The 24,685-nt window shown below is 43.9% G+C and carries 25 protein-coding genes; 16 read left to right on the top strand and 9 right to left on the bottom strand.

The genetic code is table 11. The annotated features are described in order from the left end of the window. Positions 1 to 155 precede the first annotated feature (155 nt). Together C4S61_RS15170 and C4S61_RS15165 are read left to right on the top strand one after the other, a co-directional pair. On the top strand, positions 156 to 1,754 hold the full coding sequence (locus tag C4S61_RS15170) for a DUF7133 domain-containing protein (protein WP_103925656.1): 1,599 nt from the start codon (positions 156 to 158) through the stop codon (positions 1,752 to 1,754). Positions 1,755 to 1,816: 62 nt separating this feature from the next. After that, positions 1,817 to 2,557, top strand: a complete 741-nt coding sequence (locus tag C4S61_RS15165) for an MBL fold metallo-hydrolase (RefSeq protein WP_103925655.1) — start codon at positions 1,817 to 1,819, stop codon at positions 2,555 to 2,557. 63 nt (positions 2,558 to 2,620) lie between these two features. On the opposite strand, the gene C4S61_RS15160 is transcribed toward C4S61_RS15165, so the two are convergent. Both C4S61_RS15160 and C4S61_RS15155 read right to left on the bottom strand, forming a co-directional pair. After that, complete coding sequence (locus C4S61_RS15160) at positions 2,621 to 3,457, bottom strand: MBL fold metallo-hydrolase (RefSeq protein ID WP_103925654.1); 837 nt, start codon at positions 3,455 to 3,457, stop codon at positions 2,621 to 2,623. Then, positions 3,454 to 3,849, bottom strand: a complete 396-nt coding sequence (locus tag C4S61_RS15155) for a PAS domain-containing protein (RefSeq protein ID WP_103925653.1) — start codon at positions 3,847 to 3,849, stop codon at positions 3,454 to 3,456. Before C4S61_RS15155 ends, C4S61_RS15160 begins: the two co-directional genes overlap by 4 nt. 138 nt (positions 3,850 to 3,987) lie before the next feature. Between C4S61_RS15155 and C4S61_RS15150 the strand changes: the two genes are divergently transcribed. The 3 genes from C4S61_RS15150 (at position 3,988) to C4S61_RS15140 (ending at position 5,360) form a co-directional block, all read left to right on the top strand. Then, the gene (locus C4S61_RS15150) at positions 3,988 to 4,428 is read left to right on the top strand and encodes a DUF2214 family protein (protein WP_103925652.1); all 441 of its coding nucleotides are present in this window, start codon (positions 3,988 to 3,990) and stop codon (positions 4,426 to 4,428) included. A gap of 99 nt (positions 4,429 to 4,527) precedes the next feature. Then, complete coding sequence (locus C4S61_RS15145) at positions 4,528 to 4,956, top strand: hypothetical protein (protein WP_103925651.1); 429 nt, start codon at positions 4,528 to 4,530, stop codon at positions 4,954 to 4,956. Next, positions 4,953 to 5,360 carry a hypothetical protein gene (locus C4S61_RS15140; protein ID WP_103925650.1) on the top strand — a complete coding sequence of 136 codons (408 nt, stop codon included), beginning with the start codon at positions 4,953 to 4,955 and terminating at the stop codon, positions 5,358 to 5,360. Before C4S61_RS15145 ends, C4S61_RS15140 begins: the two co-directional genes overlap by 4 nt. Before the next feature lie 23 nt (positions 5,361 to 5,383). On the opposite strand, the gene C4S61_RS15135 is transcribed toward C4S61_RS15140, so the two are convergent. Further along, positions 5,384 to 6,697, bottom strand: coding sequence for an acetylxylan esterase (locus C4S61_RS15135; RefSeq protein WP_103925649.1), 1,314 nt, complete (start codon positions 6,695 to 6,697; stop codon positions 5,384 to 5,386). Between the two features lie 61 nt (positions 6,698 to 6,758). After that, on the bottom strand, positions 6,759 to 7,850 hold the full coding sequence (locus tag C4S61_RS15130; RefSeq protein ID WP_103925648.1) for a 6-phosphofructokinase: 1,092 nt from the start codon (positions 7,848 to 7,850) through the stop codon (positions 6,759 to 6,761). Positions 7,851 to 8,081: 231 nt separating this feature from the next. Here C4S61_RS15130 and C4S61_RS15125 point away from each other — a divergent pair, with 231 nt between their 5' ends. Next, positions 8,082 to 9,032, top strand: coding sequence for a polyphosphate kinase 2 family protein (locus tag C4S61_RS15125; protein ID WP_235010025.1), 951 nt, complete (start codon positions 8,082 to 8,084; stop codon positions 9,030 to 9,032). 197 nt (positions 9,033 to 9,229) lie between these two features. Here C4S61_RS15125 and amaB read toward each other — a convergent pair whose 3' ends face one another. Together amaB and C4S61_RS15115 are read right to left on the bottom strand one after the other, a co-directional pair. Further along, on the bottom strand, positions 9,230 to 10,774 hold the full coding sequence (gene amaB / locus C4S61_RS15120; RefSeq protein ID WP_103925647.1) for an L-piperidine-6-carboxylate dehydrogenase: 1,545 nt from the start codon (positions 10,772 to 10,774) through the stop codon (positions 9,230 to 9,232). Between the two features lie 64 nt (positions 10,775 to 10,838). Continuing rightward, positions 10,839 to 11,837 carry a DUF4421 domain-containing protein gene (locus C4S61_RS15115; protein ID WP_146064422.1) on the bottom strand — a complete coding sequence of 333 codons (999 nt, stop codon included), beginning with the start codon at positions 11,835 to 11,837 and terminating at the stop codon, positions 10,839 to 10,841. 329 nt (positions 11,838 to 12,166) lie between these two features. Between C4S61_RS15115 and C4S61_RS15110 the strand changes: the two genes are divergently transcribed. Continuing rightward, positions 12,167 to 12,982: an FkbM family methyltransferase gene (locus C4S61_RS15110; protein ID WP_235010023.1), complete on the top strand. Its 816-nt coding sequence runs from the start codon at positions 12,167 to 12,169 to the stop codon at positions 12,980 to 12,982. Beyond that, complete coding sequence (locus tag C4S61_RS15105; RefSeq protein WP_103925644.1) at positions 12,982 to 13,761, top strand: glycosyltransferase family 2 protein; 780 nt, start codon at positions 12,982 to 12,984, stop codon at positions 13,759 to 13,761. Before C4S61_RS15110 ends, C4S61_RS15105 begins: the two co-directional genes overlap by 1 nt. On the opposite strand, the gene C4S61_RS15100 is transcribed toward C4S61_RS15105, so the two are convergent. Together C4S61_RS15100 and C4S61_RS15095 are read right to left on the bottom strand one after the other, a co-directional pair. After that, positions 13,762 to 14,472: a glycosyltransferase family A protein gene (locus C4S61_RS15100; protein WP_103925643.1), complete on the bottom strand. Its 711-nt coding sequence runs from the start codon at positions 14,470 to 14,472 to the stop codon at positions 13,762 to 13,764. Between the two features lie 92 nt (positions 14,473 to 14,564). Further along, positions 14,565 to 15,767 carry a pyridoxal phosphate-dependent aminotransferase gene (locus C4S61_RS15095; RefSeq protein WP_103925642.1) on the bottom strand — a complete coding sequence of 401 codons (1,203 nt, stop codon included), beginning with the start codon at positions 15,765 to 15,767 and terminating at the stop codon, positions 14,565 to 14,567. Between the two features lie 132 nt (positions 15,768 to 15,899). Here C4S61_RS15095 and C4S61_RS15090 point away from each other — a divergent pair, with 132 nt between their 5' ends. After that, positions 15,900 to 16,754: a toxin-antitoxin system YwqK family antitoxin gene (locus C4S61_RS15090; RefSeq protein ID WP_103925641.1), complete on the top strand. Its 855-nt coding sequence runs from the start codon at positions 15,900 to 15,902 to the stop codon at positions 16,752 to 16,754. Between the two features lie 28 nt (positions 16,755 to 16,782). Here the strand turns inward: C4S61_RS15090 and C4S61_RS15085 are convergent, their stop codons facing one another. Then, positions 16,783 to 17,139, bottom strand: coding sequence for a YraN family protein (locus tag C4S61_RS15085; protein WP_103925640.1), 357 nt, complete (start codon positions 17,137 to 17,139; stop codon positions 16,783 to 16,785). Positions 17,140 to 17,220: 81 nt separating this feature from the next. Between C4S61_RS15085 and lipB the strand changes: the two genes are divergently transcribed. From lipB to C4S61_RS15050, 7 genes are all read left to right on the top strand, one after another. Next, positions 17,221 to 17,937, top strand: a complete 717-nt coding sequence (gene lipB / locus C4S61_RS15080) for a lipoyl(octanoyl) transferase LipB (protein ID WP_103925639.1) — start codon at positions 17,221 to 17,223, stop codon at positions 17,935 to 17,937. Between the two features lie 180 nt (positions 17,938 to 18,117). After that, on the top strand, positions 18,118 to 18,519 hold the full coding sequence (locus C4S61_RS15075) for a hypothetical protein (protein WP_103925638.1): 402 nt from the start codon (positions 18,118 to 18,120) through the stop codon (positions 18,517 to 18,519). Between the two features lie 11 nt (positions 18,520 to 18,530). Next, positions 18,531 to 19,283, top strand: coding sequence for a 3'-5' exonuclease (locus tag C4S61_RS15070; protein ID WP_103925637.1), 753 nt, complete (start codon positions 18,531 to 18,533; stop codon positions 19,281 to 19,283). Positions 19,284 to 19,333: 50 nt separating this feature from the next. Further along, positions 19,334 to 21,535, top strand: a complete 2,202-nt coding sequence (gene rnr / locus C4S61_RS15065) for a ribonuclease R (protein ID WP_103925636.1) — start codon at positions 19,334 to 19,336, stop codon at positions 21,533 to 21,535. Next, entirely contained in the window at positions 21,498 to 22,484 is a 987-nt protein-coding gene (locus C4S61_RS15060; RefSeq protein WP_103925635.1) for a polyprenyl synthetase family protein, read from the top strand. The genes rnr and C4S61_RS15060 overlap by 38 nt, the downstream gene beginning before the upstream one ends. Positions 22,485 to 22,487: 3 nt before the next feature. Next, a complete protein-coding gene (locus tag C4S61_RS15055; RefSeq protein ID WP_103925634.1) occupies positions 22,488 to 23,117 on the top strand; it encodes a rhomboid family intramembrane serine protease in 630 nt (209 codons plus the stop codon). A gap of 275 nt (positions 23,118 to 23,392) precedes the next feature. Continuing rightward, a complete protein-coding gene (locus tag C4S61_RS15050; RefSeq protein WP_103925633.1) occupies positions 23,393 to 24,523 on the top strand; it encodes an ATP-binding protein in 1,131 nt (376 codons plus the stop codon). The last annotated feature ends 162 nt before the right edge of the window (positions 24,524 to 24,685 follow it).

The following is a 24,685-nucleotide window of genomic DNA, read 5'->3' as shown; positions in this document are numbered from 1 at the left end:
ATTGCAGGAAACTTGAATGATCTTTTTCTTTAGGCCTATCTAAAATAATTGATAGAGGAGGCACAGGAAATCGAGTTCAAGTAGATTGAATCGATGGCTGTATTTTTACCCCAATAATCCCTAACTTCCAGCGGGTTACTTTTCCAAATCGCTCTATGCATCACATATTCACCCGATCACCACAACTCCTTTTGCAAGCCTTCCTTGCGATAAGTTTAACTGTCGGCTGCGCCTCGCCTCCGGCAAACTATTCAGAATATGAAGACAGCACCGCACCGGTGTATGGCCCCTATCGCCTGATCAAACTTCCCATCCAGAAAGGTGTGACTATCCTCAATCCCATCCAAATCGCCCTGAGTCCAAGCGGGGACCTTTTTGGAGCAAATCAAAGCGGGGAAATTTACACCCTGATAGATTCGGATGGGGACGGCGTGGAGGATGAGGCCAGATTGTTTGCAGATCTGAATGAACTTGGCCTTCGCTCCCCCGCAGGATTGGAATTCAGAGGGGATTCGGTCTATGTCGGCACGAGCAGTGAAATCCGGATCTTCCTCGACCGGAACAAGGATGGCAAATCAGACACCTCCTGGACATTTTTTGATAAAATCCCGGTCAGCGAGCATCCCTATGAGTGGAGCAGCGCCTTGAATTTTGGACCCGACGGATGGCTGTATTTTGTCCTGACCACAGACTCCTGGAATCCCGGAGCCTCGCCGGATTCCCTGGGTCTAAGGGGCTCGATGGTGAAAGTCTCCCCCGATGGGACCTCCTTCGACATCGTGGCCACGGGGATCAGATCCGTACACGGCATGGACTTCAATGCGGATCGGGACTTGTTTTTTGCCGATAACAAAGGCGGAGGCAATGCCACGGAAGAACTCAATATCCTGCAAGTCGGGCAATTTTACGGACATAATCCCCGGAAATACGAGGGAAAATTTGACGTGGCAGTTCCTCCGGTTTTCTCTTTGGAACACGAACTTGCACCGAGTGGGTTGGAATTCAATTCCCTGGAAAATGATTTTGGAGGCTCAGCAGGAAGTCTCTTTGTAGCCTTTTACGGTCCAAGTGAGCGCTGGAACCGAGGTGGCGTGGCCCGAGTGACCATTCAGAAGACAAGTGTGGGGTACGAATATAAAGAACTCCCTGTGGTCGATATCCCGAAACTCTCCGATCTGACTTTTGGCAAAGACGGATCGCTCTATTTAGCCCAGCACGGCATTTCTGACTATTGGTACAATCCTACGGAAGTGAAAACGGGCGGATTCTACAAATTGATCCATGATCCAAGTCGGGAAGGGAAACACCTCACCAAGCGGGAAATAAAGGAAGAATCTTTCCCCGAAGCATCGCTGGAAAAAGGCAGGGAGCTCTTTGCTCTTCGTGCCTGCTCGGCCTGCCATAGCATAGACGGGGAAACCGATTTGATCGGTCCCAATTTGAATGGCGTCGGAAGGGAATTTTCTCAGGAGGAGCTTTTGGAAGAAATCAACGCCCCCTCCAACCGGATCAAAGCGAGCATGATCGCCACTAAGATCACCCTGAATGACGGCAAAGTCCTGTTGGGAAGAGTGGTCTATTCGGATGCTGACCAGATTTCCATCATGCTGGTGGGAAATCATACAGTCCAAGTCAAGAAGTCAGATATCGAAAAAACCGAGGAAGAGTTGAAATCGCTGATGTACGAAAATCTGTTGGCCGGCCTCTCCCCGTCTGAGATCCAAGATTTGTTAAATTATCTCTCGAGTCTTTGACAAGTGGTAAAACCTGTACAATACTGTTGGAGTTAACCATCTAATCAAATGACCCCACTCCCATGAAAAAATTAACGTTTCTTTTTTTGCTCCTTGCGTTTGCTGCATCGGCTCAGGATCGGATTCCTGCCCAAGGCGGTGACATTATCATCCAACCCATCCTCCACGGCACATTCGTGATGGAATATAATGGACTCACCATCTATGTAGATCCCTATGGTGGTGCAGACAAGTTTGCGGGACAAAAAACCGCTGACTTGGTTCTGATTACAGACATTCACGGTGACCATCACGATCAAAAGACTTTGGACGGATTGGACCTCAGCCAAGCCACCGTTGTTGCGCCTTTGGCTGTCGCAGAGAAACTGCCTGCCGGAAAATACAAGTCTATCGAAATCCTAGAAAACGGTGAGAGCAAATCGCTGTTGAATACCAAAATCAGCGCAATCCCGATGTACAATCTGCCTGAAACCGCTGACAGTCGTCATCCAAAAGGACGTGGCAATGGCTACATCCTTACACTGGGTGGTAAGCAACTCTACATTTCCGGCGACACTGATGATATTCCGGAAATGAGAACACTGAAAAAAATTGATGTGGCCTTTGTCTGCATGAATATGCCCTACACCATGGATGTGGAGCAGGCAGCCAATGCTGTTGCAGCCTTTCAGCCAGCTGTAGTCTATCCATTCCATTACCGAGGACCTGAGGGTTTGGCCGATACCGAAAAGTTCAAGAGCTTGGTTCAAGCAGCTGCACCAAATGTAGACGTACGGCTGAGAAATTGGTATCCTGAAAATTAATTACCTGTAGGATAGAAAGCTGGCCTGAAAAAATATCAGAGCCAGCTTTTTTTTGCCTGAAAGTCACTCCAGTTCATAGACCATGCCTTCAGCGCACAATTCCACCTCAAAATCGAGTTTGAGATTCTGCGTAGACTTTTTGAGCATTTGCTCCAATTGCTCATCTGACCGGGTAGGTTCGTGGTGAAATAAGGCCAGTCTTTTCACCTTACACATTTTTCCAAAAGCAATGGCATCCCGGACAGAGCTGTGACCCCAACCGATCTTAGTCATGTATTCTTTGGATGTATAGGCAGCGTCGTGAAACAGCAAATCTGCAGATTTTGCAATTTCATAGCCGTTGGTCCATTCCGGTTCATTGGGGAAATTGGAAGACCCCATCTGCAATTCATGATCCGAAATGTAGGCAAACACTGAATTGCCCGCCGTCAATCGATAGCCAAGTGTAGCCCCAGGATGGCAGACGTATTCTGAGTTCACCTGCACCTCACCGATTGAAAATTGGCAATTATTTAGCTCGTGGATGATTGGGTGTCTCGGCAATTCACTAAGTCGAACCGGAAATAAAGGCGGAGAAAAATAACGTCTCAGGCGGTTGACCAAGGGTTCGTTGCTGGTGGATGGTCCATAGAAATGGACTTTAATAGACGGATTGTATAAGGGGGTAAAAAAACCCAATCCCATGGTATGGTCCAAATGAAGATGAGAAAAAAGGACATGAATTTCCTTGACATTTGGATTGAGATATTTTCCCAAACGAAGAATACCGGAGCCCCCATCCAAAATAATACAGGTTTCCCCATGCGTGACCTGAATGCAGGAAGTATTTCCTCCGTAAATTGTATTTTCCGGTCCAGGGGTGGGTAAAGACCCTCTACAACCCCATACTTTTATCTTCATATTTCTTTGGTTTTCCAAAACATCGCCATTGACCCCAGTAAACGATTGGATCTTCCCATAATCGGAAATGAGGACACTGTGATTTGAATCCGCTCCCCTGTGAGACTGTTGATAAAGAACGTCCCAAAGGCAGGATTCCCGGTGCTGATTGTTTTGACTAATGGAAGATCTTCGGGTACTAAAGCATTACCATTGGCATCGGAAGGAGTAAAAACTGTAGCCCATTCCTCCACCCTCATTCCACCGGTCTCTCCAAACCGCAATCCAAAAATACTCTCAGCAGCTTCGTTGTAAAAAAGTAAATTTCCGTCAGGGTCTACCAAAAAGCAAGGCATACTTAAGCTATCGCCAAATTGCCTTGCTAAAATCAATTCCAAAGGTTGTGATGGCATATGATCTTCAGGAGCTATGTTGAAAAAACGTTAGAAGTTAAGTATTTTTCACCAATCTCAGAACTATCTACAATTTATTTGTCATTTCGGCTAATAAGACGCTATTCAAGTTGGAAATTTATCTTTTAATCACAAAAAATGACAATCGAACTTCTACTTCGCTATTTTCACTTCGCCAGTATTTTTGTAATCGTGGGGGCTTTGGTGTCAGAACACCTATTGCTGAAACCGGCCCTTGCCAAAAAGGAAATTGACAGACTTTCAAAAATTGATGGAATTTACGGACTCGCGGTACTTTCCCTACTTGCCGCAGGACTGTCCCTTTGGCTTGGAGGATTTGGCAAACCCACTGAATTTTACTCCGAAAATCCGCTTTTCCACCTTAAACTCGGGCTTTTTGTAGGGATTGGCATACTATCCATCTATCCCACTGTTTTTTTTATCAAAAATCGCAAAGGCAATGCAGATGAATTGGTCAAAATTCCCAAATCCATTATTTGGATGATCCGGTTGGAGATTTTATTGATTTTTATCATTCCATTTTTGGCTGGTTTGATGTCAAAAGGATTTGGTCTTTGATGCTGGACTAAGGTAAAAATTGGATTTTAATAGTTCTTTTAAAAAACTTGAAATAACTTATTGCTTCATTGATTCCACAGTCTTTCTCAATGCAACTAAATGAATAAAATTTTCCTTTTAATCGTCGCCTTCCTGCTCGTCCTTCCCAGGACACAAGCCCAACAGAGTCAGGAAAACAGAATTTTGATCGAAGAATACCTCCGGCAAAGTGAAAACCAGAAAAAAACAGGCTTGATCATGTTGGGTGCAGGTGCCGGATCGGTCCTCTTAGGCACCGTACTTTTCGGCACCGCATGGAATAGCGAAAGTAGTTTCGCGGGTGGTGCAAGTGTTTTTTTCTTTATTGCCGGAAGTATTTCGACCCTTGTCAGCGTTCCGATCTTGGTCAGTTCTGCCTCAAATGGTCGGAAAGCAGCTAAACTTGGGGTCGGCACAACGCAATTAATGGCACCAAGTCCAAGTGGGTTTTCACCAAAAACTTATCCCTCCTGGATTATTTCCATTCCCCTAAATTCTCAGAAACAATGAAGCATTTATTTTTATTCTTGATGCTGCTGAGCCTAAGCTTAAAGAGTTTCGCCCAAAATGCAGAACCTTCTCCAATGCAGTGGGACCTGATCCAAAAAAGTGACACGCAATACAAGGCAGGCTGGATTTTTCTGGGAGGGGGAACTGCACTTTCTTTAACTGCAATACTAATCCCAAGAAATTTTGATTACGACAGCGGTAAAAACAATACACGGGTCATTTCATTTTTGGGCTGGACCGGTGTGTTATCCATTAGCACGAGCATCCCGCTTTTTCTCAGTGCCGGACAAAATGCCCGAATGGCAGCCAGGCTTTCACTTGAAAATCAGGCAATCCATCAGCCCATTATTTTGCCAGGAAATCGCAGATCCATTCCTTCCCTAAGCCTGAAAATCCCCCTTTGAGGATTTTCAGGCGTTACCAGGGTTCATTTTTTCAGCTTTTCAAACAGCCAATTTTCAGATTTCTGCCATTGTTCAGGATAGGCCCAATGTCCTGTTTCAAGAACCAAAAACACTTCTTTTGGTGCCTTTATTTGATTGTAGGCAGAATAAAAAGAAGTTGGAGGACAGGTATCGTCATTGAATCCCCAAGTATAAAAACCCGGTGTTTTTAAGATTTTGGCAAAATTCACCACGTCGTAATAACCGATGGTCTCTAGTGTTTTGGGATTATTGAAGTTTTGCAGGTTATTCCCTGCAAAAACATGGGGCCAACCACCCGCCCTACCATGCAGGTAACCCGTCATGTCACTCAAGGCAGGATACATGGCTGTCAAATAGTTAATTCTAGGGTCCAAGGCCGCTGTAACTATTGCCAAAGCCCCGCCCTGACTTCCACCCTGAATCCCCAGGTTTTGGCCATCATATTGTGGTAAAGAAACCAAAAAGTCCACGGCGCGGATACATCCCAGGTACACCCGCCTGTAGTAGTACAAGTCTTTGTCAGATATGTTGAAGTTCCAATAGCCATTCAGTGCCCCACTGGTCAGATTGGCGTAGACTTCCGGTGCCATGTCTATGGGAATTCCATGAATCCCAATTTGCAAAGTGATTGCTCCTCTGCCTGCTTTTCCGAGATCTCCCGAGTAGGGTCGAATACCTGCACCCGGCACCTGAAGAATGGCCGGATATTTCCCATCACCTTTTGGCACAGTTAAGACCCCGTAGATTCGGCTGTTTTTGACGTTTTGAAAATTAACATGGTAGACATCCACTGTTTCCGTACTCCGTTCGGGAATATGAATCATCCTGGGATCCATGGGGATTTTGGCTAATTCAGCTTTTTCTTTCGCCCAAAAGGCTTCAAAATCGGTAGGCATCTGGACGGTCGGTTGGATTTTTTCCGGTTCAAAAGCCGCCGTACCTAAGCCACGATATTCCTTTCCGTCAATAGTAGCAAACACTTCACAACGGAGGAAACCAGGCATTTTCATTCCATCCGCAGTAATACTTGCTTTCCCTTCCTGTAGCGTTAATGGGCCCTCTTTGATAGGATCCATTTTTTCTTCCTTCACGAAGTATCTTACATTTTCCACAGAAATTGGTCTTCCGGACTGGGTGACAGAAACAATGAATTTTACATTTTCACCCAATTGGTAGGTCCAATCCGGTTTGTCTGGTAAAACAGAAATATCCAAATATTGCCTTGGCAATTGGGCTGAGGCAAACTCAGCAAAACTAACAATTGCCAGCGCAATTAGTCCGGCGAAATAATGCTTTAGATTAAAATAGTTTTTCATTTTGGGTTAGGATTAAATCAATGGAAATTAATATAAAATAACAGGAGAACGTGTAATTCACTCAATCTCCAAAAGAAATCCCCAGTCCTTTTGCCGCTTGGACCAAGGTGCCATTTGGATCCACCACGTTGTAAGCGCTGATGGCCTCCTGGATAGGGACGGAGGTGTAATCATTATTTTGCAAAACAACCAGTTGCCCAAACTTACCGGCAAGAACCAACTCAATGGCCTTGACTCCAAAGACCGAAGCAATCACACGGTCAAAGGCAATGGGCGTACCACCGCGCTGCGTATGTCCAAGCACTGTCTCTCTGATGTCTGCCTCCACTCCGGCATCTTTCAGTTGCTGACTCAAGGTGTAGCAAACTCCCCCCAAACGAACCGCTATCCTGCCCTCCTCTCCTTGGGTCGAAGTGATGGAACCTTCTATTGCATGCGCACCTTCTGCTATCACAATATTGACAAATCCGCGTCCATTGTTGTATCGACTTTTGATCCGATCGACCACTGCATTGATATTATAAGGAATCTCCGGAATAAGACAAATCTCTGCGCCACCCGAAATGGCCGTATAGAGGGCTATCCAACCCGCATGCCGTCCCATCACTTCCATAATCATCACCCGATGATGACTGTTGGCAGTAGTCACCAAGCGATCAAATGAATCTGAGGCTGTCTGAACAGCTGTCTGAAAGCCAAACGTAAAATCCGTTGAACTGAGGTCATTATCTATCGTTTTAGGTACCCCGACCACCGGCATTCCTGCCTCAAACATCGCTTGAGAGATCGCCTGAGACCCATCCCCTCCTATATTGATTACTGCGTCAAACCCTTTGTCCTTCAGTCGGTTTACTAATAGGGGAATTCGATTGACTATTTTGGTCGTACCGTCAGGTTGCTTTTCGGGAAAGCTCAGAGGATTACCCTTATTGGTAGTGCCGAGGATCGTACCGCCTCTGACATGAATACCGGAAACCGTACCTTCATCCAATCGGATCAGCCGGGTAGGTTCTTCCATTATTCCGTTCAAGGCCTCAAAGCTTCCCCAGATTTCCAGGTCTTTTTCTTGGGATCCTCGCTTAACTATTCCTCTGATTACAGCATTCAAACCGGGACAATCTCCTCCCCCTGTTGTAACAAGTATTTTCTTCATGATTGATTTTGGTTAAAAAAAAGAACCTAAAGCTAAGCTTTTATTCATTTTGGTCATTTGGCAACGGTTTCTAATTGTTAAATCCTTAACTTATTTCAACTATCAACCTCAGGATTAGCCGGGGAATTTTATACTTCCATAGACTAGAGTCCCTTTATATCAAGGAGTTTGTGAAAGATTGATGTTGATCAGTTACCAAAACCAATAAAGTCAAAACAAAATATCAACACGATGCTAAAAAGTGAAGAAGATCGAATCAAAGACTTAAAAAAAATGAGCGATAAGGACCTGATCAAACGGGCCAAAACATTTGCCAAAAAATATTACGTCGGAGAAGGTAAAAAATTCAAACTGAAGGATTACTCTACCTCCCCCAAAATGACGCTTGGCCCGGAAGACAAACCTTTGGTGAAAGAGGCTTTGGAACAGGGTGTGGATGCCCTGGCGGCACTTCAGGAAATTCTTTATGCTCAAGATCGCTGGTCTTTATTGGTGATATTCCAGGCAATGGATGCTGCGGGAAAGGACGGGGGGATCAAACATGTGATGTCTGGAGTCAACCCCCAAGGGTGCCAAGTCTCTTCTTTTAAGGCACCAAGCGCAGAGGAACTGGACCATGATTTTCTCTGGAGATGCTTCAGACGAGTTCCGGAGCGGGGAAGAATCGGAATTTTCAACAGGTCCTACTACGAGGAAGTCTTGGTGGTAAAAGTGCACGAAGCGATCCTCCAAAGTCAGAAACTCCCGAAAAAACTGATCACCAAAAACATCTGGAAACAGCGCTATGAGGACATTCGGAATTTCGAGCAGTACCTCCATCGAAACGGGACAGTGGTAATCAAGCTTTTTCTACATGTATCCAAAGAAGAGCAAAAACAACGGTTCATTGACCGAATAGATGATCCGTCCAAAAACTGGAAGTTCAGCACGGGAGATGTAAAAGAGCGAGGGTATTGGAATCAATATCAAGAAGCCTATGAAGAAATGATCAAAAACACCTCTACCAAAGACTCTCCCTGGTACGTCATTCCGGCAGATAATAAATCCTACGCCCGAATTGGAATAGCTTCAGCAATCATCAGCGCCCTGGATCAGATGGATTTGGAATACCCTCAGGTAAGTCCGGAAAAAATCGCGGAACTTCAGGAAGTGAAAAAAGCGCTCTTGGAGGAGAAGGAGTGAAAGTTGGGAGGTGGAAAGTTAGGAAGATTGGAAGTCAGGAAGTTAGGAAGGAATGAGTGATTGGTTTCCAGTCGCAGTTTTAGGCAGTCCCTAAAGGTGCTATGTTCTTGGATTCAAACAGTTTTCCCATCGCAATTTTATGTGTCTTGAGTCTAAATGCTTCTGTCTTGATACTTACGTCTTGCTACACGAGAAAATCAAATATCAAACTTAATCCCTTGTGCCAAAGGCAGTGAAGTGGAGTAATTGATGGTATTGGTCTGTCTTCGCATGTAGGCTTTCCATGCATCTGATCCGGATTCACGTCCTCCACCGGTTTCTTTTTCTCCGCCAAAGGCTCCCCCAATCTCAGCTCCTGATGTTCCGATGTTCACATTGGCGATGCCACAATCCGAGCCTGCCGCTGACAGGAAGGCCTCAGCTTCACGGATATGGGTAGTCATGATGGCTGAGGAAAGCCCCTGAGGCACTCCATTTTGCAACGCAATAGCTTCAGGCAAAGTGCTGTACTTGATCAAGTATAGAATCGGGGCAAAGGTCTCGTGCTGCACGATTTCAAAGTGGTTTTCGGCTTCATAGATTGCCGGCTTCACATAGCAGCCCGACTCATATCCTTCTCCTGACAACACTCCTCCTTCAACCACAGCCTTTCCTCCTTCAGCTTTTACTTTTTCGATAGCGGAAAGGTAATTTTTCACTGCATCCTGATCGATCAGTGGCCCTACGTGATTCTTTTCATCAAGTGGATTGCCAATGACCAATTTCGTATATGCTGAGGCCAATCTACTTTTGACCTCATCGTACACGCTCTCCTGAATAATCAATCGGCGGGTAGTAGTACATCGCTGTCCGGCTGTCCCCACTGCACCAAAAAGTGCTCCACGGATAGCAATTTCCAAATCGGCATTTTCGGTAATGATGATGGCATTGTTTCCTCCAAGTTCGAGCAAGGATCTACCCAAACGCTCGCCTACTGCTTTTCCTACTAATTTTCCCATTCTAGTAGATCCTGTTGCGGAAACTAGGGGAATTCGAGGGTCATGGGACATCAATTCGCCGATCCGATAATCTCCGATGATCAGATTCGATATCCCCTCAGGCATGCCATGTTTTGCAAAAACTCTAGCAGCAATCAACTGGCAAGCAACTCCTGAGAGCGGCGCTTTTTCGGAAGGTTTCCATACACAAACATCACCACAAACCCATGCCAAGGCGGCATTCCACGACCAAACGGCCACCGGAAAGTTAAAAGCTGAAATGATCCCGACAATCCCAAGCGGATGCCACTGCTCGTACATCCGGTGACCGGGACGCTCCGAGTGCATGGTCAGGCCATAGAGTTGGCGGGAAAGTCCCACCGCAAAGTCACAGATATCAATCATTTCCTGTACTTCACCAAGCCCTTCCTGATAGGATTTTCCCATTTCATAAGAAACGAGCTTACCCAGATCCGCCTTCACTTCACGAAGTGCATTCCCGATTTCACGTACGATCTCTCCACGTTGCGGGGCAGGTACAAGTCTCCACTTTTCAAAGGCAAGTTGAGCCTGTGCCAGGATGGACTCATAGGTTTCAGCATCGGAAAATTGGACTTGTGCAATGAGCTGTCCGTCAGCTGGTGAAAATGAGGAAAGCATAGTTTCGGCCGATTTCAGCCAGTTTTGCCCGGTAGAGGATCCTAAGTTTTCAGATTTTAAACCTATTTTTTGTAATGATTGAATAATCCCAAATGAGTCAGTCATAAAATTTGGATGGTTTTTGGTTGACCAAAGCTAAAAATAAAAAGAGAGGATATTTCGAGGGTGCTTAACCAAAAATCCTTGTGATAATATTTTTGGGATTAAATTTCGTGTAGGTTTTAGTGAATTTTGGCCCAGGATTTATTTTATAAATTAGGTGTATGCGGTAGTTTCCTGTAGTGGTGGACTGAGTAATATCCTGCTGGTTTGCAAGGTTTAGATTCTTATATAGATAACTCCCACTTATTGAAAATCGCTCCCCGTTATATCCTCCAAAACCTCTAAGAAAATATCCTGACAACAAGTCTGCTTGTCTCGTTTCTTTATCTTTTTCTGCTTTTGAAAAACCGATTCCTAAGTTGTAAGCGGCCGCACCTGTGAGAAAGAATCCTTTGCCAAACACTAAGCTCCCCGCTAAGCCCACATTGGGACCAATTTGGTAAAAATCTCCTCTGGTATAATTTCCCGGAATTGGGGAATCATGCGGAACGACAAGCGAGTCCGCACTTATTCTGACTCGATAAGCCTCGAATCCTACCATCGGTGAGAAGGCAGATTTCTTTTGAATAGAAGTCTGATGAAATGCTGCTTCAAAGGAAAGTCTGTCGCCATTGATCAAATAATTTACATTCGCTCCGAGCTTGACAACTTTGATATCCTTTCGGAGATAATCTTCCCCAGACCCCTCATGATTTTTAATATAATACCCGTTGTAGAACTGTGCAAAAATGTCAACAATCCACATATTGGGATAAATATGGGCCTGCAGGTCCAAGAACCTTGGCCATTCTTCTTTTCGATTGGGATTCAAAAAAGAGACAGGCACAGCTACATTGAGGGTGAATTTTTGAAAAGTAAATCCCAACCCCATATTCAATCCGCTATTAGGTTCATATAATCCGGCCTGATTGCCAAAATCAAGATTTGTGAATTTTCTGGAAATATAAGAACGGACGGCCAGCGTTTGAGGAAACTCCTTGATATAGGTAGTATCTATTCCTTTTGTCTGGGCCATTTGTCGCCCAGAAAGAAGAATAAAAAGTGAAAAAAACAGGAGTCGCTTCATAAGCCCGGTAGAATATTTATTCCCATTGATACTGATAAGATACCTGACTTTCGCCAAGCAGGCTCACAACAAGTATTCAGCCAAATGATTCAAATAACTTTACCTGAAACAAATGATACCGATTGATGGGCTTTTTCTTGGAATCTTCAGTTGAAAAACACGAAATTTGGGTAATTTAAGGCCTTTCTGAGATTGACAAAATCATCCAAAAATTTGTACTAACTTTTGAAATACAGCGTTTAATTAAATTTTAAATCCGTTTGTAATTTTGGTTATACTGATTTTATTGTCCAAACTAAACCTATCAATCAACCGTGTCAACCCCAAATTTGTCACTTAAACGAAGAATTCAAAATCAATGGAAAAAGTATCGATTCCATTTAAGTGCTACTCAAAGCCCACTTTTTTTAGGGTTTTATCGGTACCTGTATTCACCTAAAAAGGGGAGTCTAAGCGAATTTTTAAGCACTTACTCGCTTTCTAAAAAAGGGGATTTTACAGTAATACAGATCGGAGCAAATGATGGAATAAGTAATGATCCGATTCATAAGTTTATTAAGAGAGATAATTGGAAAGGAGTGCTTCTTGAGCCTCAGAATTTTGTGTTTACCGAATTTACTCAGAAAATCTATTCCAAAAATACGGGAATAACCGTGCTAAACGCCGCGATAGGACCTGAAGACGGAACACTTCCGATGTATAAAATCGGATTTTCCTCTACCCGATGGGCAACTGGCCTTTCCTCATTTTCCAAAGAGCAAGTTCTCAAGGCATTTGACAACGGAATCGTAGCCTACAACTGCAAAAAATATGGTGAGACTATTCCTCAAGACAAATCAAAATGGATCAGTCAGGAAGAGGTCAGGGTGATATCCCCAGAAAGTCTAATCCGGGAGTTTGGTATTAAAAACATCGATTTATTGCAAATTGATGCTGAGGGTTTTGATTTGGAGGTGATCCGAATTTTTGACTTGAAAAAGCATCAACCCAAAGTTGTTGTATTTGAAAATGCAGGCCTATCCGAAGAAGACTATCACTTAGCATTGACAATCCTGAAAGAGGAAGGTTATGTGACACGTCGATTTGGGGATAACAATCTGGCCATGAAGCAGCCTGTAAATGAATTCGAAAAATTCTTTCAATAATGTCTGATTCTCTAATTACAGTGGTGATACCTGTATATAATGGGGAAAAATATCTAGAGGAAACCATCCGCTCATCACTTGCATCCTTGCATCGCCCATTGGAAGTAATTGTCGTAAATGATGGTTCTACGGACTCTTCGCTTGCAATAGCGGACTCTCTTGCGGTGATTCATCCCGAATTAAAAGTGATTTCTCAGGAAAATGCCGGCGTATCAGCCGCTTTAAATACAGGATGCAGTGCTGCAAAAGGAATTTATCTCTTCCCATTGGGCGCTGATGATTTAATATCCGAACACTATCTAGCCAAGGCTGCCGAAGTTCTTGATTTAGACCCTGAGACAAAAGTTGTCTATTGTGAGGCAGTAAAATTTGGAGATTTTGGCACCAAACCATGGAAACTCAAGCCTTTTAGCCTTAATCTCTTGGCAAGGGATAATATGATCTTTGCCTGCTCACTTTTCCGGAAATCAGATTGGGAAAAAGTCGATGGTTTCTCTGAAGACATGAAAATGGGCCGAGAGGATTGGGAGTTTTGGATAAAACTCCTTAAGAATGGAGGTAAAGTCGTAAAGCTACCCTTCATTGGTTTTTTTTACCGGATTCATGCGGGAAGCAAAAGAAAAAAAACAGGTACAAATCAGAAAAAGCGGGAACGAATTGCTTACCTCAACGCCAAACATCCTGAATTTTTTGAGAGGGAGCTGAATGGCCCCCTTCGTTTCCAGCGAACTTGGTCCAAACCCTACAATACCTTGCTCAAATGGCTCGGTAGGCTGTAATTAAATCTTATCTAACCCCTTCCAGAATTTCAAAAAGTAGTATTTCAGAGGATTGGTGTATTTCAGTTGCTTCCAAGGCCGACTGGCATGCGGTCGATGCCAAACCGGCGCATTCATCAGGACATAGTTTTCAAAACCCAACTCAATTGACTTTTTGGAAATAAAGGTATCATACCAATCTTTTGCCTCATCCAAACCGGCAAAATCATAGCTTTTCAGAAAATTCAGCGTAAAAAGTGTACAGCAAAAACTCAGACTACGATGTGTCCTGATCACTGATTCTTTTACACCTTTAAATTTTAGATACGGAAAATTTACTACACCTGCTTCATCCACTGTGACTGATCCAACCAAACCGGATTTTGCACTTTTAACTTGCTGAGAAAGCAAACTTGAAATCGTATCATGCTTGATTACCACATCTGATTCGACTACCAGCAAGGGTAATCCCGCTTCCAAAGCCATCTTTTGCGCTAGCTGCAAAACAAGCTTATAGTTCGGCGAAGGATGATCCGTGAGGTCTTCGATGTGAATTAATTCGTACCCGATCTTGGATTGGTGATCTTCAAGGCTTGATTTGGTTTCTGCTGTACTGAAATCATTGAATATAATATGCCGGACAGAGACGTTTGACGCAGCGATTGCACTAGCCGTGTCAAGGGTTGTTTCGATTGAATTTTTCACCGGGGTGATTACCAGTACTTCTGCCATGTATTGGGATTTTGATCAAAATTAAGCCTTTCTTCCTAGGCAAAAAAATAGCCCGAACTTTCATCCGGGCCGCTGTTGATGTCCTGTTGAATTTAAGCCAGTTCGCCCAATGCCTTTTTGATTCGTTTCATTGCTTCCACCAATTCTTCATCCGATGCCGCATAGGACAATCGGATGCAGCTAGGTGCGCCGAAAGCTTCTCCTGTCACCAGGGAAACATTTGCGATAGCCAACAAATAAAGACAAAGGTCGTCGGCAGTTTTTACTTCATACCCATGTGCGGACTTACCGAAGAAAGCACTCACATCCGGGAAGAAATAAAATGCGCCTTCCGGAATATGGGTTTTGATTCCGGGAATGTCTTGAATCAAGTCCAAAACCAAATTTCTTCTTCTCAGATAGGCTTCAGCCATGGCTTTAGAGGGACCTTGATCACCGGAGATCCCGGCCAAAGCAGCCCGCTGAGCGATGCCTGTGCCACCGGAAGTGAATTGGCCTTGGATTTTTTCGCAGGCCTTAGCAATCTCTAAGGGTGCACAGATATAACCTACTCTCCAGCCCGTCATTGCGTAACCTTTTGAGAATCCATTGACAGTGATCGTACGCTCAAACATCCCGGGGAAGGATGCAATGCTGTAATTTCTACCCACAAAATTGATCAATTCGTAGATCTCATCGGCAATCACCATCATGCTTGGATGCTTTTTGACCACTTCAGCAATGGCTTCAAGTTCAGTTTTGGAGAAAACCGATCCGGTCGGATTACAGGGTGAGGAATAAATTACCGCTTTGGTTTTTGGAGTTACGGCTGCTTCGAGCTGGGCTGCTGTAGCTTTGAAGTTATTCTCCAAGGTACCTTCGATGAGGATGGGAACTCCGCCTGCCAACTTGATAATTTCGGCATAGCTCACCCAATACGGTGAAAAAATAACCACTTCGTCCCCTTCATTGATCAGGCACATGAACACATTGGCAATTGAATGCTTTGCCCCGGTGGAAACGACAATATGTTCAGCTTTTGCAGCAGAGATTTCATTTTCCTCCCGAAGCTTTTTTGCAATCGCTTCTCTCAGATCCTGGTATCCCGCCACAGGTGAGTACCAAAAGTATTTTCCTTCATCAATTGCTGCCTTGGCTGCATCCTGAATGTGCTGAGGCGTCTTAAAATCCGGCTCCCCCAAGCTCAGGCTGATGATGTCAATACCTTGAGATTTCAGCTCCCGGGCTTTTTTTGCCATAGCCAAGGTAGCGGACTCCTCCATATTCAAGACGCGATCTGATAGAATAGAATTCATTTTTTATGTGATTATTTTACAAATTCCTCAAAAATAGGCAGAAGTTTATAAAATCTAAACAATACGGGAGAATTGATGCTTTAATGTTATTTTTGGACAAAATAGTTAGCAAAAACTACCGTTTTTCATTCTATGAGCAGGAGATTATTGGTTTTTCTTATTCTTTTATTTGTTTCAGGCAAACTAGCTTTTGCCCAAAATAAAAATGCCGAGGAAAAGTCTGATCCGGATTCTACGGGCGTAGTCAATTCTGCCTTACTCCCATCCATCGCTCCCTTACTGCTTTTTGATGAGGAAAAAGAAAAAGATGAGAAAAAGGAAAAGAAGAAAAAGGCCAGAAAAAATATCTGGTTTGGAATCAAGACACAGCGTGGCTTTACCCGTCGTGAGATCCGAGGACAGTCTTATTATGAATATTTCAACTACACGGATGCGGAACGAAATCCCGATCCTTACATTCGGGACGTCTACTGGTATAATCCTAAAGAGCGAGCCATCAAAACCTCCGGCTATACAAGAGGAAGTGGTTACCTTCTTCATGGACCGTATGAGCGAATTGTCAATGAGACAGTCGTAGAAAGTGGGATGTTCTATTACGGCACCAAGCATAAAACCTGGATGCTCTTTGATGATAACAATGTCCTTCAGGACAAAAATCACTATTCGGAAGGCTGGCCACGGGAATCCAGGATCACTTATTACAATCAGGAATCGAAATCCATTGAAGAAATCATCCCGATCCAATACGGCCTCGAGGAAGGAAACTACTTTTATTTTCACGAGGATCAGCAAATTGCCGTAACCGGAGAATACAAGTATGGCGAAAAAGTGGGCCTTTGGACGGAATATTGGGACACGAACAATGAGAAAGCTATCCGCAAACGTGAAATTCAATATCAGGAGGAGCCCTATACTAAAAATTTCCGCCCCTACATCCGGGCCGAATGGGATAAGGACGGTAACTTAATCTACCGAAAGGACATCTGATTCTTTTTCTCGGAATTTACCTGTTGCCCTAGTAAAAGGCGTCTTCAAAGTGTCTGAAGTTAATCGTCCCATTCCGATCCCTGTAGACGCCCACAATATCAAAACGGATGTCTTTATGCCAATCTTTTTCATAGATGTAATGATCCGCAGCTTTGACCAAAAGCTTTTTCTTGGTTGAATCCACAAACTCCTCGGCAAAGCCAAAGCCTGTTCCTGACCTGAATTTCACTTCGATAAAAATCAGCAAACCATTAAATTTCATGACGAGATCTAGCTCTGCATGACCGTGCCGATAGTTGGTATCCAAAAGTTCATACCCTTTGCTCACCAGCCAATCTGCTGCAAGCTGCTCTGCGAGTCTTCCGTTGTCATTGTGTTCTGCCATGTTTATTTGATTAATTTTGAAAAGTCGAAGAACGTCACAGCCAAAAGCGCTGTTTAAAAGTGAATTCCGAAAGGATAACACATGAACGAAATTATCAATAAAACCGTAAAATTCCGAGATCTGGGCCGGATGGATTACCAAGAGGCTTGGGATTTTCAAGAGGCGATTTTTGCAGAAACAGTAGCGCTTAAAATCAAAAACCGCAGCCTCCCTCCTACAGAACAGGCCGCAACACCCAATCACCTGCTTTTCGTCGAACATCCTCATGTATATACCCTGGGCAAAAGCGGGAAGCCTGAAAACCTCCTGTTGGACGAATCAGGACTTGAAAAGCATGAGGCCAGCTATTACAAAATCAATCGAGGTGGAGACATCACCTATCACGGCCCAGGACAACTGGTCGGCTATCCTATTCTCGATTTGGACAATTTCTTCACCGACATTCACAAATACCTGCGACTGCTTGAGGAAGCGATCATACTGACTTTGGCGGACTATGGAATTCCGACTGGCCGAATTGATGGATTAACCGGGGTTTGGCTGGATCACGACAAGCAAATCAACCCACGGAAAATCTGCGCGATGGGTGTCAAGTCCAGCCGCTGGGTGACCATGCATGGTTTTGCATTCAACCTGAATGTGGACCTCAGCTACTTCGCTCATATCATTCCCTGCGGCATTGACGACAAAGCAGTGACTTCCCTTCATTTGGAATTGGGAAGACCAATTGATGAAGCTGAGGCAAAAGAACGGGTAAAAGGACATCTTCGGGACTTATTTGAAATGGAGATTATTTAAAAAGATATGCTGCGCGAAATAAGAGATAGGCTTTGCGAGATAATATAGAGATAGGCTTCGCGAAATATGCTGGCGAAATAGATAGATATACGCTTCGCGAGATAAATGGAGATTTGCTGCGGGCCTGCGAGATAAGATAGTTAGAGATAGAATAAGAAGATCTCTTTTAAAAGTACAATAATGAAAAAAGACATCGATTTTTCACCGGTGACAGGAGTGAAGTTAGCCATAGCTAAAATCGAAACACCAAACGGCATTGAATGGAATGTCTACATTATCAACCTCAACTTGATCGAATTGAAGACAGTCATGATCACTTCCAAAGGTTACGGAATATTGGATGGAGAAAAACGACAAACCTCCACGCTCCGTCATGTAATCGAGGAATTAGGATCGGAATCAGTCGCCAAAGTGGAAGCAATCAATCCTTCAGTCTTTCAACTGACCAATGAATTTTGGGTGAGCTACTACATTCTGGATCAGATTTTTGACAAAAAGTTTATCTTTACTTCAGGCAGTTTTGAACCTGCCCACCTCCGCAAAATCCCGGAACTCGGATTGGAGGGAATCCTTCACAGCTAAACTTTGACCAAATGGCAGACTTTTTTGATCAACTCAGCGACATTTTGTTTTTGGATATTGAGACGGCCTCACAAACTGAAAAATTTGAGGAACTTGACCCGAGGCTTCAGGAGGAGTGGATCAAAAAAGAACTCCTGATCCGAATGGAAAGCCAAGTTGAGCTTATTCCAGGGTCTTTATATTTTGATCGGGCGGGCATTCACGCTGAATTTGGACAGGTGATTTGCGTTGGTGTCGGTTTTTTCCAAACCAAAAAGAAGGACAAGAAATTGATTTTTCGGTCCAAAATATTTGGAGATTCGGACGAGCGGGAACTTCTTTTGGCACTAAAGGACTTATTAAACAAAAAAAAGTGGGTGCTTTGTGCACATAACGGAAAGGAGTTTGACTTTCCCTATCTTTGCCGGAGAATGCTGATTCAGGGAATACCCCTACCTGAACCCCTTCAGATTGCAGGCAAAAAACCTTGGGAGGTCCGTCACTTGGACACCATGGAGATGTGGAAATTTGGCGACTACAAGCATTACACCCGCCTGGAGCTTTTGGCAGCAGTTTTTGGAATACCGACATCGAAAGACGGAATCGACGGAAGTCAGGTCAACAGTACATTTTATCATGAAAACGACCTTGAGAAAATCAAAAAATACTGCCTCCGTGATGTAGAGGTGACAGCCCGTATCTACATGGCCATGCATCCACAACTCGATGAATTGGAAATTGAAATTGCCCATTCAGAAGATTCAAAAAAAGATCACAAAGATTAATGTTAAATGCATCTAAATCTTTTTTACCTTATTAAAAAACACCCCAAATCATGGGAAGAAAACCAGAACGAAAAAACTCAAAAAATAAAGTTAGAAGACCATCCGATGACGCTGCAAACTTGGCGCGCCGAATCCTTCAATTTTTAGAATCCAACTACGGAGAAGAATTCAATTCCAAACAGATCACCAAAAAACTGGAAATCCGCGACTCCCTCCTTAAAGGGGGAGTCGATCCGATTCTTCAACAATTGGTCGAATCAGGAGCTGTATCCAGAAATTCACGAAACTATTTCAGCTCGACCAAGGATCCTTCCTTCATCACTGGAACAGTCGACTTTGTAAATCCACGCTTTGCATTCATCGTTCCGGATAATCCGGAAGTGGCTGATGGAGATATCTTGGTTAAAGAAGCCGACCTCAAGCAAGCACTGGATGGCGATAAGGTCCGAGTGATGCTTTTTCCTCTCAAAGGGAAAACCGGCCGAACCGAAGGTCGGGTACTTGAAATCATAGAACGCAACCGGGATGAATTCGTCGGGCGGGTGGAGATATCTCCCCGTTTTGCATTCGTCGTGCCCGATTTCAAAAAGATGCACAAGGACATCTTCGTGCATCGTGGCGATCTTATGGGAGCCGAACACAACGAAAAAGTCATCGTCAAACTGACCGAATGGCGTGAGGACGACAAAAACCCAACGGGAAAAGTCATACGGGTCTTGGGAAAAGCAGGTTTGCACGAAGTGGAAATCCACTCCATCATGGCAGAATTTGGACTTCCCTTTGAATATCCACAAGAGCCTGATGCCGAAGCCAATGCGATTTCAGATAAAATCACCGACAAGGAAGTCAAAGCTCGAAAAGACTTCCGAGGCGTCACCACCTTCACTATCGATCCGGCGGATGCCAAGGATTTTGATGATGCGATCTCCTATCGGGAATTGGAAAACGGAAACTTGGAAGTCGGTGTCCACATCGCCGATGTGACCCACTATGTCAAGCCAAAGACTGCCTTGGAAAAAGAAGCGTTCCACCGAGCCACCTCTGTTTATCTCGTCGATCGGACAATTCCGATGCTTCCCGAACGACTCAGCAATGGATTATGCTCCCTTCGTCCAAAAGAAGATAAGTTGACTTTTGCCTGCGTATTCGAACTGGATCAGAATGCGAACGTACTCAAATATTGGATCGGGAGAACAGTCATTCACTCTGATCGAAGGTATACCTACGAAGAAGCGCAGGAATGCATCGATACACAGTCAGGAGATTTCTACAAAGAATTGACTTTGCTCAATGATCTGGCGAAAAAAATCCGAAAGAAGCGGTTCGACCAGGGTGCGGTCAACTTTGAAACCGTTGAAGTCAAATTCAAATTGGATGAAGCCGGTAAGCCACTTGGACTTTTTGTCAAAGAACGAAAAGACATCCACAAGCTGATCGAGGAGTTTATGCTCTTGGCCAATAAGTATGTGGCAGAATTCATTTTCAAGAAAAACAACGGGATGGATACCTTTGTGTATCGAACCCACGACAGTCCGGATCTGGATCGATTGGAGACTTTCTCAGGATTTGCGAAGCGTTTTGGCCACCAAATGGACGTGACCAATGTCCAGAAAATCTCGACATCCCTAAACAAATTGATGGAAGAAATCCAAGGCAAGCCCGAACAAAATGTCTTGGAACAACTCGCAATCCGAAGCATGGCTAAAGCCAAATACACCACCGAGCCCAAAGGGCACTTTGGATTGGCATTTGCGCACTATACGCATTTCACCTCGCCGATTCGTCGCTATCCGGATATGATGGTGCACCGGCTTTTGGAGCACTATCTGGACGGAGGCAAATCTCCTGAAGCCGAATCTTGGGAACAGAAGTGCCTTCATTCCTCAGAGCGGGAAAAACGTGCCGCAGATGCCGAGCGCGCTTCGATCAAATACAAACAGGTCGAATACATGTCTCTTGCGGAGCAGAAGGATTACGAAGGCATCGTGAGTGGCGTGACCGAGTGGGGAGTTTTTGTGGAAATCACAGAAACCAAGTGCGAGGGAATGATCCGAGTCCAGGACATGGATGACGATTACTATGAATTCGATCAGCGAAATATGCGACTGGTAGGGAGCAAAAATAAAAAAATGATCACTTTGGGTGACAAAGTAATGGTCAGGGTAGTTAATACCGACATTGACCGAAGAACTATCGATTTGGAATTTGCAGCTAATGACAGAAAAAAGCCTCGCTCACGCCCTTTTAACTAAGCTTGAGCATCATATTACTTCCCACAGTTACGGAAAATCACCCAGTGAACTTTACGAACCCATCACCTACATCATGAGTCTCGGAGGGAAGCGGATCAGACCGCTTCTTTCGCTTTTGGCGTATGGGCTTTATGGTAAAAATCCCGAAGAAATATTGAGTCAGGCAGCTGCGGTGGAGGTTTTTCACAATTTTACACTGATGCACGACGACATCATGGACCAAGCTCCTCTGAGAAGAGGAAAGGCGACCGTTCATGAAAAATGGAATGCAAACATTGGGATACTCTCCGGTGATGTCATGCTGGTCAGAGCCTATGATTTGCTTTTGGGGACTGATCCCAAACTCCTTCCTGAAGTCATTCGCCTTTTCAACAAAACAGCCGCGGAAGTCTGCGAAGGGCAGCAGTTCGACATGAATTTCGAAGCCTATCATACCGTGCATGAAAACGAATACCTCAACATGATTCGTCTCAAAACAGCCGTTTTGTTAGGTTTTGCCTTGCAACTCGGAGCTATATTGGCAGGAGCCAAAAAAGGTGATGCGGAAAAACTCTATGAATTTGGAGTGAATATCGGAGTTGGCTTTCAGCTCAAAGATGATTTGTTGGATGTCTTTGCCGATCAGGCAAAATTCGGAAAGCAGGTCGGTGGAGATATCATTTCGAATAAAAAGACATTTCTACTGATAAAAGCATTGGAACTTGCCAAAGGAAAGGATGCGGAGGAATTGAATCGTTGGCTTTCGCTAAAAGAATTCGATAAAGTGGAAAAAGTGGCAGCAGTTCGGACGCTTTATGAAAAACTTGGAATCAAATCACTCACAGAAGCTAAAATGAACTCCTACTTTGAAGCAGGCTTTGTTCAGCTGGAAGGCATCCAATACACCAATCGAGAATATTATCAAGCGCTCTATTCCATCACACAAGATCTGATTCACCGGGAAAAATAAGCCATGGAAGTATCCCTGACCGTTATCCTCATCGCTATCACGGCGCTCACGAGTATTCTTGCATTTAATCGGCCGGAGATGATGGTACGGTGGATGTTTATGCCCTATCGGATCAGGCATCGCAACCAGTGGGATCGATTTGTCCTGTCGGGTTTTATCCACAAGGACTACATGCACTTGCTTTTCAACATGTTCACTTTCTACTTCTTTGGTGGTGTGGTGGAAATGTTTTTGAAGTACAAGTTTGGTATTATTCTGGGTGGAGTTCTGTTTGTGATTTTTTACATTTTGGGAATAGTCATATCTGATTTACCTACTTACAGAAAGCATCAGGATGACAGCTACTATCGGGCACTGGGAGCTTCCGGCGGCACGGCTGCTACCGTATTTGCCAGTATTGTGATCATGCCGCTTTCGGACATTTGCTTTTTTGGTATCATCTGCCTTCCCGGATTTATCCTTGGGGTACTATTTCTAATTTATTCCTATGTCAAAGGGCAACAAGGCGGGGACAATATCAATCACGATGCGCACCTGTATGGGGCGATTTTTGGGATCATCTTTATTCTGATTCTTTCTCCATCGAGTGCCATGATGTTTGTAGAGCAGCTTAAGGATTTTAGGTTGTTTTAGAAATAAGACCTGTCAGGTTTTTAAAACCTGACAGGTCTGAACTATCATTTTTTGATCATCTTCCCGAGCATTTTCTTCAGTTGCTTTGCTTCTTTTCGATCTCAACTAGCTTTTTTTGGAAAGGGTCAAACGAGCAGTCGTTTGGCTAGTCTGCGGTGGTTTAGGCTGTTGGAATCCCCATTTTGGCCAAATATTTAAATTTTAATCTAAATTTTAGGCCTAATTTTTAGATTATAATCTAAACATTGAGCAATTTTAATTTCAAATCAACAGAAATGATCAATCGCAAACTATCAGAAAAGCTAATCCAAAGCTGTTTCCAAGGCAAAGTGATTCTACTTTTGGGAGCTCGGCAGGTTGGCAAAACCACCCTATTGAAAGAATTGGTCAAAGTGATCAATTCATCGTATACCTGGTTCAATGCAGATGAAGCTGATATTTTGGAAGCTTTTACTTATGCGGTTACGAGCACCCAATTGATACAACTTATCGGTACAGATTCGAGACTGGTGATCATTGATGAAGCCCAGCAAATTCCTGATATCGGGAAGAAACTAAAGCTAATTTATGACAATCGACCTGACATTCAAATGATTGTAACAGGTTCCTCTGCATTTGATCTTCAAGATCAAACCTCAGAGCCCCTTACTGGCAGAAAGAAAACCTTTCATCTTCATCCAATAAGTTATGTGGAAACAGAGAATCACACATCTCCCTTGGAGGCCAAACGTTTACTTGACACGCGTCTAATTTTTGGATTCTATCCTGATGTGGTCACTAACCCGGGAAATGAAAAAGAACTACTGATCGAAATAACCCAAAGCTATCTCTACAAAGATGTACTGAAGTTGGATGGCATCCGTAAACCAAGCCATTTGGAAAAACTCTTAAAAGCACTGGCATTTCAAGTGGGCAGTGAGGTAAGCTATCATGAATTAGCCCAAATCATCGGAAACATTGATACCGCAACTGTAGAGAAGTACCTGGATTTATTGGAGAAGGCATTCGTCGTTTTCAAACTTCCTACTTTCAACCGGAATTTGAGAAATGAAATCAAAAAAGGGAAGAAATATTACTTCCACGACAATGGCATACGTAACGTGCTGATCAATAATTTCACCTTTCCGGAGATGAGGATGGATAAAGGTACCTTATGGGAAAATTTCCTGATCTCAGAGCGGTTGAAAGCTAATTCCTACGCCGGAAGATTTGTCAACAGCTACTTTTGGCGGACACACGATCAGGCTGAGATTGATTACCTCGAGGAAACTGATGGAATCCTTCATGCATTTGAATTGAAATGGAAGGATAAAAAGGTCCGATTTCCTGCTTCCTTCCTACAGTCTTATCCCAATCATCAGACGAATGTCGTGAGTCGAAGTAACTTTGAGGGATTTGTCAGGTAAATCCAGTGAGAGCCTAAGATTCCGTTTTTGTAGCTGGATTCTTCCGCAGTTCGGATTGATTTGCAGGTTTGGCTATAAGGTTTGAAGAAAAGAAAGACCTGCCAGGTTTCAAAAACCTGCCAGGTCTAAACTATCATTTTTTAACCATCTTCCCCAGCATTT

Origin of the sequence: Algoriphagus boritolerans DSM 17298 = JCM 18970, assembly GCF_900108085.1 — a bacterium.
GTDB lineage: Bacteria > Bacteroidota > Bacteroidia > Cytophagales > Cyclobacteriaceae > Algoriphagus > Algoriphagus boritolerans.
This window is presented reverse-complemented; position numbering and strand designations above follow the sequence as displayed.